This is a genomic window from Paraliobacillus salinarum, from assembly GCF_014083865.1.
In the GTDB taxonomy this organism is placed as follows: Bacteria; Bacillota; Bacilli; order Bacillales; family Amphibacillaceae; genus Paraliobacillus; species Paraliobacillus salinarum.
This window is the reverse complement of sequence record NZ_JACEFA010000013.1, coordinates 21,415-36,861: the sequence shown is the minus strand read 5'-3', so window position 1 is coordinate 36,861 and position 15,447 is coordinate 21,415. Positions and strand designations below refer to the sequence as shown.

Annotated in this window: 14 protein-coding genes and 1 riboswitch; of the genes, 4 read left to right on the top strand and 10 right to left on the bottom strand. The window is 34.4% G+C overall.

Annotation, left to right across the window (positions count from 1 at the left end):
• The 4 genes from HP569_RS11615 to HP569_RS11600 form a co-directional block, all read right to left on the bottom strand.
• Positions 1-1,776 carry a cache domain-containing sensor histidine kinase gene (locus HP569_RS11615; RefSeq protein ID WP_220464467.1) on the bottom strand — a complete coding sequence of 592 codons (1,776 nt, stop codon included), beginning with the start codon at positions 1,774-1,776 and terminating at the stop codon, positions 1-3.
• Between the two features lie 90 nt (positions 1,777-1,866).
• Positions 1,867-2,943 carry a DUF5667 domain-containing protein gene (locus HP569_RS11610; protein WP_182201339.1) on the bottom strand — a complete coding sequence of 359 codons (1,077 nt, stop codon included), beginning with the start codon at positions 2,941-2,943 and terminating at the stop codon, positions 1,867-1,869.
• A gap of 16 nt (positions 2,944-2,959) precedes the next feature.
• Entirely contained in the window at positions 2,960-3,460 is a 501-nt protein-coding gene (locus HP569_RS11605) for a hypothetical protein (protein ID WP_182201338.1), read from the bottom strand.
• 58 nt (positions 3,461-3,518) lie between these two features.
• Positions 3,519-3,602: riboswitch (cyclic di-GMP riboswitch) on the bottom strand.
• Positions 3,603-3,787: 185 nt separating this feature from the next.
• Complete coding sequence (locus HP569_RS11600) at positions 3,788-4,342, bottom strand: TetR/AcrR family transcriptional regulator (RefSeq protein ID WP_182201337.1); 555 nt, start codon at positions 4,340-4,342, stop codon at positions 3,788-3,790.
• 331 nt (positions 4,343-4,673) lie between these two features.
• On the opposite strand from HP569_RS11600, the gene HP569_RS11595 reads away from it, so the two are divergent.
• Positions 4,674-6,158 carry a glycine betaine uptake BCCT transporter gene (locus tag HP569_RS11595; protein ID WP_182201336.1) on the top strand — a complete coding sequence of 495 codons (1,485 nt, stop codon included), beginning with the start codon at positions 4,674-4,676 and terminating at the stop codon, positions 6,156-6,158.
• A gap of 92 nt (positions 6,159-6,250) precedes the next feature.
• Here HP569_RS11595 and HP569_RS11590 read toward each other — a convergent pair whose 3' ends face one another.
• Positions 6,251-6,655, bottom strand: a complete 405-nt coding sequence (locus HP569_RS11590) for a hypothetical protein (RefSeq protein ID WP_182201335.1) — start codon at positions 6,653-6,655, stop codon at positions 6,251-6,253.
• 218 nt (positions 6,656-6,873) lie between these two features.
• Here HP569_RS11590 and HP569_RS11585 point away from each other — a divergent pair, with 218 nt between their 5' ends.
• Both HP569_RS11585 and HP569_RS11580 read left to right on the top strand, forming a co-directional pair.
• Positions 6,874-7,167, top strand: a complete 294-nt coding sequence (locus HP569_RS11585; RefSeq protein ID WP_246367138.1) for an ArsR/SmtB family transcription factor — start codon at positions 6,874-6,876, stop codon at positions 7,165-7,167.
• Positions 7,168-7,180: 13 nt separating this feature from the next.
• Complete coding sequence (locus HP569_RS11580) at positions 7,181-9,388, top strand: heavy metal translocating P-type ATPase (RefSeq protein ID WP_182201333.1); 2,208 nt, start codon at positions 7,181-7,183, stop codon at positions 9,386-9,388.
• A 118-nt stretch (positions 9,389-9,506) separates the two neighbouring features.
• Here the strand turns inward: HP569_RS11580 and rsgA are convergent, their stop codons facing one another.
• Both rsgA and HP569_RS11570 read right to left on the bottom strand, forming a co-directional pair.
• Positions 9,507-10,589, bottom strand: a complete 1,083-nt coding sequence (rsgA, locus tag HP569_RS11575; RefSeq protein ID WP_182201332.1) for a ribosome small subunit-dependent GTPase A — start codon at positions 10,587-10,589, stop codon at positions 9,507-9,509.
• 227 nt (positions 10,590-10,816) lie between these two features.
• A complete protein-coding gene (locus HP569_RS11570) occupies positions 10,817-11,638 on the bottom strand; it encodes a MerR family transcriptional regulator (protein ID WP_182201331.1) in 822 nt (273 codons plus the stop codon).
• Between the two features lie 94 nt (positions 11,639-11,732).
• On the opposite strand from HP569_RS11570, the gene HP569_RS11565 reads away from it, so the two are divergent.
• A complete protein-coding gene (locus tag HP569_RS11565) occupies positions 11,733-12,365 on the top strand; it encodes a GNAT family N-acetyltransferase (RefSeq protein ID WP_182201330.1) in 633 nt (210 codons plus the stop codon).
• Between the two features lie 77 nt (positions 12,366-12,442).
• Here HP569_RS11565 and HP569_RS11560 read toward each other — a convergent pair whose 3' ends face one another.
• The 3 genes from HP569_RS11560 to HP569_RS11550 form a co-directional block, all read right to left on the bottom strand.
• Entirely contained in the window at positions 12,443-14,011 is a 1,569-nt protein-coding gene (locus HP569_RS11560; RefSeq protein WP_182201329.1) for a Vga family ABC-F type ribosomal protection protein, read from the bottom strand.
• A gap of 339 nt (positions 14,012-14,350) precedes the next feature.
• Entirely contained in the window at positions 14,351-14,839 is a 489-nt protein-coding gene (locus HP569_RS11555; RefSeq protein WP_425501867.1) for a MepB family protein, read from the bottom strand.
• Between the two features lie 74 nt (positions 14,840-14,913).
• The gene (locus HP569_RS11550) at positions 14,914-15,441 is read right to left on the bottom strand and encodes a GNAT family N-acetyltransferase (protein WP_182201327.1); all 528 of its coding nucleotides are present in this window, start codon (positions 15,439-15,441) and stop codon (positions 14,914-14,916) included.
• Positions 15,442-15,447: the final 6 nt, after the last annotated feature.

Here is a 15,447-nt window from a genome sequence, read left to right as displayed (position 1 = left end):
CTATCTGATATATGGAAGATTAATAATAACGGTCGTTCCTTTTTTATTCTTAGATATAATTTCTAAGCCATATGCTTCCCCAAACTCACTTTTAATTCGTTGATTTACGTTCAACAACCCAATACTTTTATGTGATGAATAGGAATCTTTATAGCGCAATTCTCCATTTATAAATGTCACAGCATTGTCTTCCATTCCTTTCCCATCATCTGTAATAAGAATACAAACTTCCTCACCTTCTTTTTCAACAGAGATGTTTAAAAATCCTCTCTCCCGATTCTCAAATCCATGTTTTAAAGCATTTTCAATGATGGGTTGAATAATTAATTTAGGAACCTTTACATTTTTTAATTCCTCGTCACAATCGATGGAATAAAAGAACTTCCCTTCAAAGCGAACATTTTGGATCATAATATAGTGCTCTATATATTCTAACTCTGTTTGCAGAGCTACGTGTTCATAGGGTTGATAAACAGAGTATGATAGCATTTTACCTAATAAGGTGCTTAATTTTGAGATTTTATCACTTTCACCATTGATTGAGAGTGCTTTAATTGATTGTAAAGCATTGTTAAAAAAATGAGGATTAATTTGATTTTGTAACGATCTAATTTGTGCTTTTGAAAGTTTTTTCTGTTCTTCCAATACCTTGTTTGAAAGTAGTAGCATATTTTGAATCATGTTGTCTGCTGACCTTGAAATCTTAGATATTTCCTCACTACTTTTGTCTTCAAACTTAACTGAATAATCACCTTTAGCAACTTTATTAAAATCTCCAATTAGTTGGTTCACAGGATTTAAGATTGTTTTAGAAATAACACCTGAAACGATTGCAATAATCAGCCCCGATATAATAATCATTGATATAATAAACAAAAGTACAGTTATCTTCGTGTCTTGTATTCCCTTAAGACTTTGAATACCTACAATGTTCCAGCCAGTTGTATTTGTCGTATTTCTTACAACTAAGAGATCATGTCCTTTTCGCCCATTACTATCTATCAAAAAATATTTCTCATCATTAGCTATTTTTCTTTTTATTGCTTCTAACTGTTGATTTGTTACACCCTCCATTTTAGGTAGATGAATCCATTCTGAACCATTGGTAATTGCCAGCTGCGCCCCATCTTTTCTTGTATTTTCTAATAAAATAGATGAGATATCTACATCAGATAAGAGATAAGAACTATTTTTAAAATCAAAGGATTGCTTATTTAAGATTGGAGTGACCATCGATATCGTTTCTTTTCCCTTATTATTTTTTAAGTAGTCCGTATTATGATAATCAGAAAAAAAGCTATCGAAGGAAGCGCTTTCTTTTTCCCGCATTTTTTTAAACCATTCTTGTTCTCCAAAATTATAATTTTCATTAACCGTTTCTTTATAAGAATAGATTCCTTTTTCATTACTACTAATAACTACAGCGTTTGTAACATAAGGAAACATTTTGAGATGCTGTAATTTTTCATCTACATTCCAGTGATTATATAATTCTATCGAATAATCTATTTCTTCAACTTGATTTCTATAGGCCACTGCAGTTCTTACATCTTGATCACTAACTATAATTTGAGCCACATTTTGCAAACTACTAAAATATTTGTCTAATAAACTAATATTGGATTCTACTGTTTGCTTCAGATATTGATAGCTCTGCTCCTGGTATTTTTCATTACTATAATGCATAATACTAAGACCCAGCAATATTATCGCCGAAAAAAAGATAAGTGAAAAATAAACCTTCATTTTATATTCTAAAGTATTTTTCTTTTTCATTAAATGATTCCTTTCCATTTAAACCTTATATAATCTATACTATAACATAAGAATGGGACACTGGGGTCAGACCCCAATGTCCCATTTCCATTAATCTTCGTCTTCTTCGTCTTCCTCATCATCATCGTCTTTGTCTTTTTTCTCTTCGGCTTTTTCTTTTCTTTCTTCCTCACGTTCTCTTGCTTCTTCTTTGCGCTCTTCTTCTCTTTCTAGACGTTCTTCTTCACGCTCTTTTGCAGCCTCTGCACGTTCCTCTTCTCGTTCTTTAGCCTTCTCTAAGCGCTCTTCTTCACGCTCTTTTGCTTTTTCTAAACGTTCTTCTTCTCTTTCTCTAGCTTCCTCTTCTTTTTCCTCTTTGCGTTCTTCCGCTGCTTCTTTTCGTTCTTCTTCACGTTCTCTTGCTTCTTCTAATCGCTCTTCAGCTTTCTCTACTTCATCTTCCTCGCGCTCTTCAGCATCTTCTAGTTCATCTTCTTTGCGGTCTGCTTCTTCTTCTTTCCGTTCTTCCTCACGTTCTTTTCGCTCTTCTTCTCTTTCTTTTTTAGCCTCTTCCCTATCCTTCTTTGCTTCTTCTTTAAATTGCTTAGCTAATTTTTTCATTTCACTTTTAAACTCTTCTTTGGTAATTTCTCCTGAAGCAAATTTAGCTTTTAATTCAGCTCTTTGTTCCGCACGTTCTTTCAAATTATCCAATTTTTCAATCACATAAGAGATATTAATCTTAGCTTGTTCTGGTAAGTCATCTCTGTCTAACAAAGCATTCAATGTCTCAATGCGTTCTTCTAATCGGTCTGCAAGCGTACTTTCAACCTCATCTATATCTTCTGAATCATTGTCATCATCCGTTGATTCTGCTTCAGTTAAATCCGCATCTGCTTGATTTGTGCTTGCTTGTGATTCTTTAATTAATTGCTCTACTTTATCCATATCTCCATTTTCAATAGCTACTTCGACTTCTTCCATTCTTTCTGTTGCATATTGATCCTGAAGAATTGCTTTACCTACTTTATTCTCTGTTAAATCATATTCAATTTCTTCCATTAAACGCGTTGTATCATATAATTCTGCTTCAGGGTTGATCACTTCTTCTGCTTCATCTGCAAAAGCTTGTCCACCACCTACTAACAATCCTACACTTAATACCAAACCAAATAACTGTTTTTTCATTGCCATCTCTTCCTTTCTATAATTGTTTAATATGTTTTAACAAGCTCTTCACACTAGGTTTCGCTTGTTCATATGCTGATTCAGGTGACATAAAAATAATAATTAAATTAATAGAGCTATTATGTTCTTTAAAATACACATCTGTAAGGATAGCATCCTCTAACGTTGATTGATAGGATAGCCGATTATTGTCTTCAGAAATGATTTTAATATTCTTTGTGCTAGCTTTTAATTCCTTTTTAACAGCTGCAAATTTTCGATCACTCGAAACAGAAGAAATAATTGCTTGAGACTTCCCATTACGAAGGATGACATTAAGATTATCTGTGTTTGCATCAGACTTTAATTCCCAATCATCATTTTTCTCTACCACAATATCATATGTTGCATTTTTATAAAGAACATCTTTACTTGTTGTTTCAGCTTCTACATCTTGTGATGACTCGTCTGTGTTACAACCAACAACTAATAATAAAGCTAATATTGCTAGTAAAATAATGATTAACTTTCTATTCATGATGAACCTCCTCTCACAAAAAAGCACACTTCCGCTAACAAGGAAAGTGTACTTGTTTAACGGTAACTGGCTGGCATAGACTGATTCCTTAGCCCCTAAAGTTTTGCGTCCCAACCTTTCAGTAGGTTTGCCTTTATCTTTTTTTATAGATAATGATTGTTTATTCTTTTTCAAATTTTAATATATTCTATACAAGTTAATAATAACAAAAAAATGATTATTATAGTACAGGTAATTTAGCATTTTTTAGTCTACCTATTTAGTAAAGTTCACTTAAAAACAGAGTTTAATTAACTACATATAAGAATCTTTTTTCCATTTTAATCATCAATCCGTTTCTTCTACCAATTTCCTAGCAATCTCAAGTGAATACGCTGTCGCTTTTTCTGCTCCAACTAGTGTTGTCATGGAAGTCGCTCCCTCAAGCAATAGAGTAAATTGATGGGCCAAGTCTTGCTCCATTTTTTCATCTTTTATTTGAGCTATTTTTTGAAAATAGTTTAAAAGTTTAATCTTGTGACCTCTTGCAATGTTTTCAATCTCGTTATCTGCCCCAGCATAATCTGCTATTGCCCTTAAAAACATGTCCCCTTTGTAAGACTCCTTTTTTAACCAACAACCATGTGCTTCAACAGCCTGAATAAAAGGAGAATCACTATCAAATGTGATTTGCGAATCTAAATAAGACCAATAACGATTTTCTCGCTGTTTAAGAACTTCTTCGACTAACTTTTCCTTGGAGGCAAAATGATTATAAAGCGTCATGTTTGCCACATTTGCTTCTTTAATTATTTGCTTTAGCCCCACACCACGGAATCCATACTCATAAAATAATTGTTCAGCTACTTTAAGTAGCATATCCTTTTTTTCAGATCGACTCATCTAACCATCGTCTCCTTTAATATGTCACTCCACTTATGTATTTCAGAATACCGTTTGCTATTTTCTTAGTCAAACTTCGGGTTACGTTAGCAGTCTATCTATTCACTATTTAGACAAACTTGATAGTGTCTTATAGTTGATAACCTATGTATCTTATGTTAAAAATAGAAAGGTCGTTCTATATATTTAATGGATTGCTTTGTATTTTTTTTGGTTAAACTATTTTGAAAAAGGAGGATTTTCTCTATACAACAAAATGGTTGTAACCAATTTATTCTATTAAATACAAACAACTACGAATCAAACAACATGTTAAAGAGAGGGCTTCTTTATGACTCAAATTGGAAAAGTTTTTTGGATATCATTAATTATATCAGGTGTTTTTGTACTGTGGGGCGTTGTTGCGCCAGAAAATCTTGAAACAATTACTTCGAACATTCAATCCTTCCTAACCTCACAATTTGGTTGGTTTTACATACTTTCTGTTGCTATCTTCTTACTATTTTCTATCTACCTGATGTTCAGCCGTTATGGAAGTATCCGCTTAGGGAAAGATGGAGATAGACCAGAGTATAATACAATCACATGGTTTGCTATGTTATTCAGTGCAGGTATGGGAATCGGAATTATATTCTGGGGAGCCGCAGAGCCACTTGCTCATTTCGCCGCACCTCCAAACGCAGAGCCAGAAAGTATTGAGGCAGCTAAATTCGCTTTAAGATCATCCGTTTTTCACTGGGGGTTACAAACGTGGAGCATTTACACAGTGATCGCATTATCTGTTGCCTACTTTAAATTCAGAAGAGGTGCTCCAGGTCTTATCAGTTCAACTTTCCAACCGTTAATAGGTGATCGAACAAATGGATGGATTGGTAATTTAATTGATATTATTGCAGTATTTGCTACTATTTTTGGTGTTGCAACCTCACTAGGGTTAGGTGCTTCACAAATTAGTGGAGGTCTGTCTTACATATCAGATATTAAAAATAACTTTACAACACAGCTGATTATTATTGTGATTGTAACTATCTTATTTATGCTTTCTGCTTGGACAGGTTTAAGTAAGGGAATCAAGTACTTAAGTAATACGAATATAGTATTGGCAATATTACTTCTTGTACTTACAATTATTTTAGGGCCAACTACTTTTATATTTAATACATTAGTTTCTACAATAGGTGACTATTTAAGTGCTCTTCCATCCCTTACATTTAATACAGCACCTTTTGACGAGAATACTAATGGTTGGGTTCAAGATTGGACTGTCTTCTATTGGGCATGGTTCATTGCTTGGTCTCCGTTCGTAGGTACCTTTATTGCCCGTGTCTCAAAAGGGAGAACCATTCGCGAGTTTATTTTTGGTGTTCTATTTATTCCCACAATCTTTTGTGCGTTATGGTTTGTTGTTTTTGGTGGATCTAGTCTATTCCAAGAATTAAATGGCATTAACACGGGTTTAACAGAGCTAGCAAAAGAAGAAACTTTATTTGGTTTATTTGAAGGATTTCCTTATGGTTCTATATTAACAATTGTTTCTATCTTATTAATTAGTACATTTTTCATAACATCTGCGGACTCAGCAACCTTTGTATTAGGTATGCAAACAACAAATGGAAGCTTGAACCCACCAAACAAGATAAAGATGATTTGGGGCGTTATTCAAGCAGCAACTGCAGCTGTTTTACTTACTTCTGGAGGACTGGAAGCTTTGCAAACTGCCTCTATCGTTTCAGCATTTCCATTTGCCTTTATATTGCTGATTATGATTGTATCGCTTGTCAAAGCACTAAGGGAAGATTATCAAGAAAAAATTTAAATATAATGAAAAAACTACACCCCTAGAGTTAAAGTACAAAAACTAACTTTAGGGGTGTTTTGTGTTTACTGATTCACTTGTTAGCATTGTAATTACTGAATCACTTCATTTATTAACGGCTCTCCACCTTCATGTATATCTAATAATTTCAATCGCTTTTCATCTTTTACATAAACAGACTTATAATGTTTTTGTCCATCTTTAGAATACAATATTACGCGCGAACCTTCGTTATCCGTCTCTACCATCATTTCATATTGGTCAATCTCTATTTTATCGCTTATATATGTTATTTCTGGAAAATTGGATAGATCTTCATTTGATTCACCGTCATTGGCTTGTTCTGCATCTTCACTATTATCTTGATCCGTTACCGTTTCTTCATCAGTATTTTGGCTATTCGAATTTTCGTCTGCTTCGTCTTGCACACCAGTATTACAAGCAGACAATAGAAGTAACGCTATGAGAATAAATAATACATTTTTGAATCCGCTCATTTTTACCCCTCATTTTCTTTTAACGCTAGTTTAAATAAATACTCATTGTTTATCAATTTTTTGACGTTACAATCGCAACAAATGAACCGTAATGACTAATTTAATAAAGTATTTGACACACATATTAGTCATTGCTAATATAATAACATCAAAACATATTAGCACGAACGAATATGAAGGAGGAAACTTCCTTGGTTAAAATTGATAGTCAAACGAAGATGAAATTCTTGCATGGATTTTCACATAAAACAAGGGTTCAAATACTTGAAAGTGTAAAAGAAGAAGAAAAAACTGTTTCACAAATTGTTAACGATCTAAATGGCAATCAATCAAACATATCTCAGCATTTGGCATGTTTAAAAGGCTGTGGGCTTATTGTAGGTAAAAAAGACGGAAAATATGTTTACTATAGTGTACGTAATCAACTTGTACGTGATTTATTAACGATGTTTGACGTAGTACTTGAAGATATTCAAAACGATATTGCTTATTGTGAAAAGCATATTGATTAATGGGGTGAAACAAATGAGCGATAACTGTTGTGATTCTAATAAAGAAGCAATTACTTCCGAAGATAACAGAAGTTGTTGTAGTCGAGACGTTGACAATACAACTATAAATGAAGAGGAGCCACAAAATACGCGAAACAACAATGCGAGAACCTATAACGTGATTGGAATGGACTGTAGTAGCTGTGCTAAAAGCATTGAAAATCATTTAAATACACTTCCTGCTGTTCATTCTGTTACAGTAAATTTTTCTACTGGAAAAATGCAGATAGCGCATGAAAACAGTGATGATAAAGTTATTGAAGAAGTAGGCAAGCTTGGTTATAAAGCATCTTTAATAACGAATGACAATACATCAGTAAAACATAAAGAAGGCTATGGTTTAATTACTTTTACTGGAATCTTAATTGGTTACGGATTTATGGGTTCATACAATGGTACATCTTCTTTATTTATTACTATGCTGTTTGCTATTGCTATAATTATCAATGGCTACAAGCCAGCGAGAAGTGCTTATTATGCAATAAAAAGTCGATCATTGGATATGAACGTTCTAATGACAGCTGCTGTAATCGGCGCTGCATTTATTGGTGAATGGTTCGAAGGTGCAACAGTAGTATGGTTATTTGCCTTAGGTAATGCTTTGCAAAATCGCTCCATTGAACAAACAAGAACATCAATCCGTAATCTAATGAACCTAGCACCATCGGAGGCTTGGGTGAAGGTAGGATCAGAACTTGTTAAACAGCCAGTGGGTGACATTGCAGTAGGACAACAAATAGTGGTTAAACCAGGTGATCGTATTCCATTAGATGGTGAAATCATACAAGGCGAAACTAGTGTCAATCAAGCACCTATTACTGGAGAGTCGATCCCTGTTGATAAGTTAACAGGAGACACGGTCTATGCAGGAACAATTAATGAAAGTGGATCAATTGAAATAATAGTTACTAAACTTGTCGAGGACACGAGCCTATCAAAAATTATTCACTTGGTTGAGGAAGCGCAGGAACAAAGAGCGCCAACGCAAGCATTTATTGATAAGTTTGCTAGTCTTTACACACCGATTGTTTTCATAATTGCATTAGCGACCATTGTGATACCACCTGTGCTTGGCTTTGGCACTTGGGACGAATGGATTTACAAAGGGCTTGCATTATTAGTAGTTGCCTGTCCATGTGCATTAGTTATATCCACTCCTGTAGCTATTGTTTCTGCAATCGGAAATGCTGCAAAGAATGGCGCTTTAATAAAAGGTGGAACGTTTCTTGAAAAAGCAGGAATCATTGATGCGATAGCCTTTGATAAGACAGGAACACTAACAGAAGGAAAACCGAAAGTCGATAAAATTGAGCCCTTAACTATCTCAAATGAAGACTTGATTTCCTTGGCATTAACACTAGAAATGCATTCCACACATCCAATTGCCAAAACTATCGTTTCACATGCAAAAGAGCACGATATTCAAAGTAAAGATGGAACATTATTTAAAAACATCGTTGGTAAAGGTGTGCAAGCGACCATTGATGAAGAAGTTTATTATGCAGGCAACATAAAATTGTTTGAAGAATTGAATGTACTTTCAGATCATCTCAAGAAAAAAATAAACAACATACAAAATCAAGGTAAAACAGTAGTAATCATAGGGACAAAAAATGAAGTAATGGGTATCATCTCTGTTGCAGATTCCATTCGATCTACTACTTTAACAGCATTAAAACAATTAAAGCAAGTTGGAATCAAGCAATTAGTTATGCTAACTGGCGATAACGAAGGCACAGCCAAGACGATTTCAAACGAAACAACTGTTAATCGCTATTTCGCAGAATTATTACCTGAAGATAAAGTAGATGCCATCAAAAAACTACAGCAAGAGGGCCACAAGGTTGCTATGGTTGGTGATGGTATTAATGATGCACCAGCACTTGCTACTGCCGATTTAGGAATTGCCATGGGAGGAGCAGGAACAGATACTGCAATGGAAACTGCTGATATTATCTTAATGGCAGATAATCTAGAAAAATTACCACATACCGTTAAGCTAAGTAGAAAAGCATTAACGATTATTAAACAAAACATTTGGTTCTCTATCCTCATTAAATTAATCGCACTAGTATTTATATTCCCAGGCTGGCTGACACTTTGGATGGCTGTTTTAAGTGATACGGGTGCAGCATTGCTAGTTATTTTAAACGCACTTAGATTACTAAGAGTTAAATCTTAATCTGGAATGAGAATAGCTAACGAAAAAAGGTTCCGAGCATTATAAAAAATGTACGGAACCTTTTTTAGGTTATTAATAGGATTTCATGCGCATTCATTTTCTAATTGGCATATTTCAATTATCTTTTCTTTTTATTTTGTTCTTTAATGAATTTTTTGGCGTTTTTCATGCCACCCACAGCACTAAACATTTCGTTTGCTTTCTCTTTTTCAATCATTTTAGCATTCATGCCTTCATACTTTGTTTCTTTTTTCAGCTTCCAGTAACTTTCTAGCCGTTCATGAGATAATTCACCATCTTTAATGGCTTGCTGGACTGCACAACTAGGCTCATTCTTATGCGTACAATCATTGAATTTACAATGTTTCGCCAGGTGATCAATATCAGCAAAGGATTTTTTCAAATCCGCATGAAAAATACCAAGCTCTCGCATGCCAGGCGTGTCGATCACCACTCCCAAATTCGGAACCATAATCAGTTCACGTCTTGTGGTCGTATGTTTACCCTTATCATCATTTCTTAGCACGTTGGTTTCTAAAATATCCTGACCAATCAAACAATTAATTAAGGTCGACTTCCCAACACCTGATGATCCTATTAATGCTACTGTCTTGCCATTAGAAAGATATTTTTTTAAGGATTGGTAACTGTCATCGGACGTGCTTGTTGTAACAAGAATATCCACACCGATTGCAATGGAAGATACCTCATTAACTTTTGCCTCGATATCCTCACATAAATCTGATTTTGTAAGAACAACAACAGGCATTGCACCACTATCCCAAGCAATAGAAATATATCGCTCTAATCTCCGAAGGTTAAAGTCGTTGTTTAACGACATACAAATAAAGACGGTATCAATATTTGTAGCAACTACCTGTATATCTCCCTTTGTCCCTGCAGCTTTCCTTGCAAAAGTGCTTTTACGTGGCAATATATGATGAATAATTCCATTGCCTTGTGAATCATTTATTCTATCCATCATAACGAAATCTCCCACAGCAGGGTAGTCAGAAGGATCTTTTACACTATAATGAAACTTCCCTGATATCTCAGCAGCCATTTCACCATTTTCCGTAATCACCTTATAGACATTTTTATATTGCGATGACACACGGCCAATATAAAGGTTGTTATGTTTATTAGACTCCTCGATAAATGCTTCAGTAAGTCCTAAGTTTTTCATGTTAATTGTATTCAATTTCATTTCCTCCTAAAGTTTAGATAATAAACGTTTGGGAGGTTAGATGCAGACTATTTTGTGCATACCTCCCCGTTTATTACAATCTCAGCATTTCGTTTGTTATACATAAATACAACATCTCCTTTCCTTCCTTATACGGTTTACTATATCATAAAGCTCCACTATATTAAGTTGATAATGTTTTCTATTTATGATCAAATAGCACCTATAATCAATTAAATCTTTTAGAATTTTTCACATCGAATAGAAATTTGTGTAATGTAATCATCCATACTAGCAATTGTCATTTCATTTATTCCTTCTTCATAAGCATAGCCAGTCAATTTCCAGCTATCATTTTTTGCAAAAGAAACAATTTTTTCATATACATTAGGTAGTTGCTCCCAATTTCCTTTAGAAAAAATTCGAATGTAAGTTCCAGCCGGCTTAATAGAAAGACGGTTATTTCTTTCTCCACCATCTATTACACTATAATAGTAATTATAACTATGAAACGCTTTCTCTAAGATTTTCTCTACCGAAATCATGGTACCATATCTTTGATTAAACAACCGATAATCTTTTGCCTTTTGCATATGTTCATTCAAGATAGCTAAGTCATCCTCGTCAAAAGAGCTGGTGAGAGGAGAGCTTAAAAGTACATAATCTTCAGAACATGTAATAATCTCAATGGTATCAAGTATGACGTGTTCAGAAAGCGTAATTTGCTTCTCTTTTTCTAACAATAATTGTCGCAGTTGTGTCAGACGCTGAATCGTCGCATCAATGTCAGTCATTTTCATCTGCAAAATATTGCGAAATGCATCTGCAGAACGATTATTCATATATGCATCGATTTCTTCAATCGACATGTTTAACTCTCGCATCGCTAATAGCATTTCAAGGATGGGACTTTGTGAATAAGTGTAATAGCGGTAACCATTCTCACCTTTGTGAGCTGGAGAAAACAATCCAATATCATCATAATAATGTAGTGTGCGATTATTGATATCATGCATCTTTGCAAATTGCCCTGTTGTAAATAGTTTCGTATTTTTAAATGCCACAATTATTCCTCCATTTATTCCGTTGACCTTACAGTGACTGTAAAGATTATACTAGTTAACATAAACAATAAAGTCAATTATATGGAGGAACACAATGAAACAATCAACGTTAGAATACCGACCATTTCAGACATCTGATTATCCTGCACTCGAGGAGATTATTTTAAAGACTTGGAAATATGATCGTATGGGAAGTTTAGAAACCGCTAAAAAAATAGCAAAAGTCTATCTTGCTAGTTGTTTAATCAATCAAACATTTACATGCGTTGCTGTTTCCGACGGCAAGCCAGTTGGTGTTGTTATGGGGAAAAATAAGCAAACGCATCGTAAGCCTCTGCGCTTCCGTATCAGGCAGTTTTTTGCAATCGTACAAATAGGGTTGTCTAAGGAGGGACGTAAATTAGCTAAGATTTTTTCAAGAGTTTCCGACATTAACGAGAATCTTTTAAAAAATGTTAACACCTCATTTGACGGAGAACTAGCCTTTTTCGTTTTAAGTGAAAATGTGCGCGGAAAGGGAATTGGAAAACAGTTATATCAACGCTTTTTGGACTATATGGCGTCAGAGAATCTAAATACCTTTTTCTTGTTTACAGATACATCTTGTAACTATAAGTTTTATGAGTATCAAGGATTGCAACAACTTACTAACCAATCACTTTATATTCAACAAAAACAAGAAAACATGGAGTTCTTCATATATGGACAAGTTGATGAAAAGAAGTAGGGTCACAATCGCCTACTTCTCTTTATTAGTACTTTGATCATTTCAATTTTCACCCAACAAAATTAAATTAGAAAAACTTATTTTTCTAATTCCCTTTTTTGTTTAAGGAGCCTTTGAAATTCTTTTTCTAATTCTTCAGATGGCTCCAGACTTAAACGACTTAGCACTTCAGATATTTTCGTTTCAAGTAGCAAATAATCATCATGGGGTGTATCTTGTTTTTCTCGTGATTGGCTCTGTTTGTACGCTTGGTAGTTACCTTCAAACACATGTATGGTCTGATTACGAACTTCTAATATTCGGGTTGCAATATTCTCGACAAATTGGCGATCGTGAGAAACGAATATTACACTACCCTCGTACGCTTGAAGCAGCGATTCCAATTCCTCCACAGCCTCTATATCTAGAAAATTCGTTGGTTCATCTAGAATCAATGTATTAATATCACTCACAAATAGTTTCGCGAGGGCGACTTTCACCCTCTCCCCACCACTTAAAACATCTACCCGTTTATAAACATCCTCGTTAAAGAAACGTAGTCTTGCCAGTACTGTCCGAATCAATGTCTCGCTTTGCTTTGACGAAGACTGGACATTTTCTAGAATCGATTTTTCATCTGCTAAGATATTTAGATTTTGACTAAAATAGCCTATCTTTACTGATGGAGAAACGGTAATACTAGATTTTTGATTTATAATCTTCCTAATCAGTGATGTTTTACCGCTTCCGTTCGGGCCAATGATCGCTAATTTATCGCCACCTTGCACATGGAAGCTTGTTTTGTCCCATAGAAGACGTTCGTTCACTCTACCCGATACATCCTCTGCACGAATGATTATTCGATTTTTAAACGTTTCTTCGTTTGGCACGTGCATCTTAAGTGACGGAAGTTCTTTCACTTTTTCAACCTTTTCGAGTTTCTCTAACCTTGTTTCTAAAGATGCGGCTGTCTTTTGTAATTTCTTTTGTTTCTTTGCGAAATATGGCTTAGCTCCTGCTATTTTCGCTTCAGACTTACTCACTTTTTTTGGTGTTTTAGTCGCTCGTTGTGCTTTCTTTTCTTTTAATTTTATCGCTTCTTCTAGCTGCTTTTTTTCCCTTTCATACTTTTCATAAGCGAACTTCCTTTGTCGCTTCTCTATATCTTTTTGATTAACATAATCACTGTAATTCCCTTTATATTCCGTTAATTTTCCTTCTTCTATTTCCCAAATCGTTGTACAAAGTGCATCTAAAAACGCTCTGTCATGCGAAACGATGACACATGCGCCTGGCCATCCTTTCAATTTCTTTTCTAACCATTCAATGTGATCTGTATCAAGATTTGTCGTCGGTTCATCTACAAGTAATAGTTCCGCATTTCCAGAAAGCATTTGTTGAATATATTCTTGCGTGACTTCTCCACCACTTTTGGTTGTACCTGTTGGTTTTAGTTGTGGCAATAGTTCACTTGAAGTATGCTCCGTCATTTTCATTTCTTCTGACGTAATCTTCCCACTTATGATTTGAAGTAACGTTGTTTTCCCACACCCATTGCGACCAACTAAACCAATACGGTCATCATGATGAATCTGCAGGTGATTTATATCCAGTAATAACCGATCTCGAACATAATGCTTTATATCTTGTACTTCGAATAAAAGCATCGAAACAACCCCTTTCTCCGAGTTTAGGGGAAACAAAAAGCCCCCATCTGCAATCAGAATAGGAGGCAATATAATATATAGGTGTACACCAAAAGAGACTACTCCCTTGGGTCCAACTACAAAAAGCCAATCCTATCCTGAAAAACGACAATGAAAGACATAATAAAATAAAGCAGGAATTATCTGCACATAGCCTTACATTGTTTGTTTTCATAAATAGGATTAATACTTCATGTAATTGGGTCACCCTTCCATTTCACTAAAGTTACTTTTAACGATACATCTAACTATAGATAATTGTCAACTGTACTTTAAATTTTGATTCATTAATTTAATCTTTTATGTAAAATACAACGTGAATACTTGTTGCGTATCAATTCCTTCAGACATATCGATGAAATATTCTTTTTGCCATTGTTGCGTCTTCATTGCGTTATTGTTTAGATCTGTTTCCCACGAAGGGTAAACTCTCGTTGCCATTTTCCCGTTAGAATTTTCATTTCTTAAAATCCCTTTTTTAAATAACACTGTCTTCGGAAAAATGAACTGACCTTTTCTTTCTTTATCTATGACTGTAATGATTAATTTATCGGGCATTTCATCAAATGAATATGCTTGATTTTTATTGTCACTCCCCTTTTTCCAAAAAACAACAAAGTATCCTTTCTTCTTTGGTGTTTTCTTAGCCAACCGGCTTCTAAATGTATAATTTTGAATACTAAATGTACAACCATCATATTCCTTATTTTGATTCTCTTCTTTGAGATTCTTTACATAATAATTATCCGTACCAGCGAATAACTGCCCTATTAATTCTAATGACTCCAAATACATACCCTCCTCTATATTTATTTGAATAAAATTGCTTTTCAGGACCATAAATTGGTAAACTTTTTTTTTATTTATCTACCATTCCATTCGTCCTCTAAAATACTCATCTCCACCAAGCTCCAATATTCATCACCGTTTTTAAAATTATCTCTTTGTAACCCCTCTTTTGTGAATCCTACCTTTTCGTAACAAGCAATTGCGGATGTGTTGAAATCAAATACACCAAGGCTAACCCTGTGTAATTTGAGCTCATTAAATGCCACTTTTAAAATTTCCGTCAACATGTTTTGACCAATCCCTTTTCCCCTAGCATTTTCATCTCCTACAATTACTTTAGCTACTCTTGCTGATCTATTTTTTCTATCAATATTTTTTAATGAAATATGTCCAACTACACGTTCAAGTTCTTTATCAAAAACGCTATAAATAAGAACATTAGAATGTTCTTTATTTGCATCTCTCAAATAATCTTCTAGTTGTTGTTCAGTTAAAGGAAAGTTAAAGTTAGGACCTCCCCACTGAAATAAAAAATCAGGTGTGTTGAACCAACTAATAAGCTGATTGAAATCTGATTGCTGAAAATATTTTAATTCGATCATTTGAAA

Coding starts and splice junctions, on each gene's coding strand:
- HP569_RS11615 (WP_220464467.1), bottom strand. CDS start 1,776: ATGAAAAAGAAAAATACTTTAGAATATAAAATGAAGGTTTATTTTTCA.
- HP569_RS11600 (WP_182201337.1), bottom strand. CDS start 4,342: ATGAGTCGATCTGAAAAAAAGGATATGCTACTTAAAGTAGCTGAACAA.
- HP569_RS11560 (WP_182201329.1), bottom strand. CDS start 14,011: ATGCTTTTATTCGAAGTACAAGATATAAAGCATTATGTTCGAGATCGG.
- HP569_RS11580 (WP_182201333.1), top strand. CDS start 7,181: ATGAGCGATAACTGTTGTGATTCTAATAAAGAAGCAATTACTTCCGAA.
- HP569_RS11610 (WP_182201339.1), bottom strand. CDS start 2,943: ATGAAAAAACAGTTATTTGGTTTGGTATTAAGTGTAGGATTGTTAGTA.
- HP569_RS11590 (WP_182201335.1), bottom strand. CDS start 6,655: ATGAGCGGATTCAAAAATGTATTATTTATTCTCATAGCGTTACTTCTA.
- HP569_RS11595 (WP_182201336.1), top strand. CDS start 4,674: ATGACTCAAATTGGAAAAGTTTTTTGGATATCATTAATTATATCAGGT.
- HP569_RS11605 (WP_182201338.1), bottom strand. CDS start 3,460: ATGAATAGAAAGTTAATCATTATTTTACTAGCAATATTAGCTTTATTA.
- HP569_RS11565 (WP_182201330.1), top strand. CDS start 11,733: ATGAAACAATCAACGTTAGAATACCGACCATTTCAGACATCTGATTAT.
- HP569_RS11585 (WP_246367138.1), top strand. CDS start 6,874: ATGAAATTCTTGCATGGATTTTCACATAAAACAAGGGTTCAAATACTT.
- HP569_RS11550 (WP_182201327.1), bottom strand. CDS start 15,441: ATGATCGAATTAAAATATTTTCAGCAATCAGATTTCAATCAGCTTATT.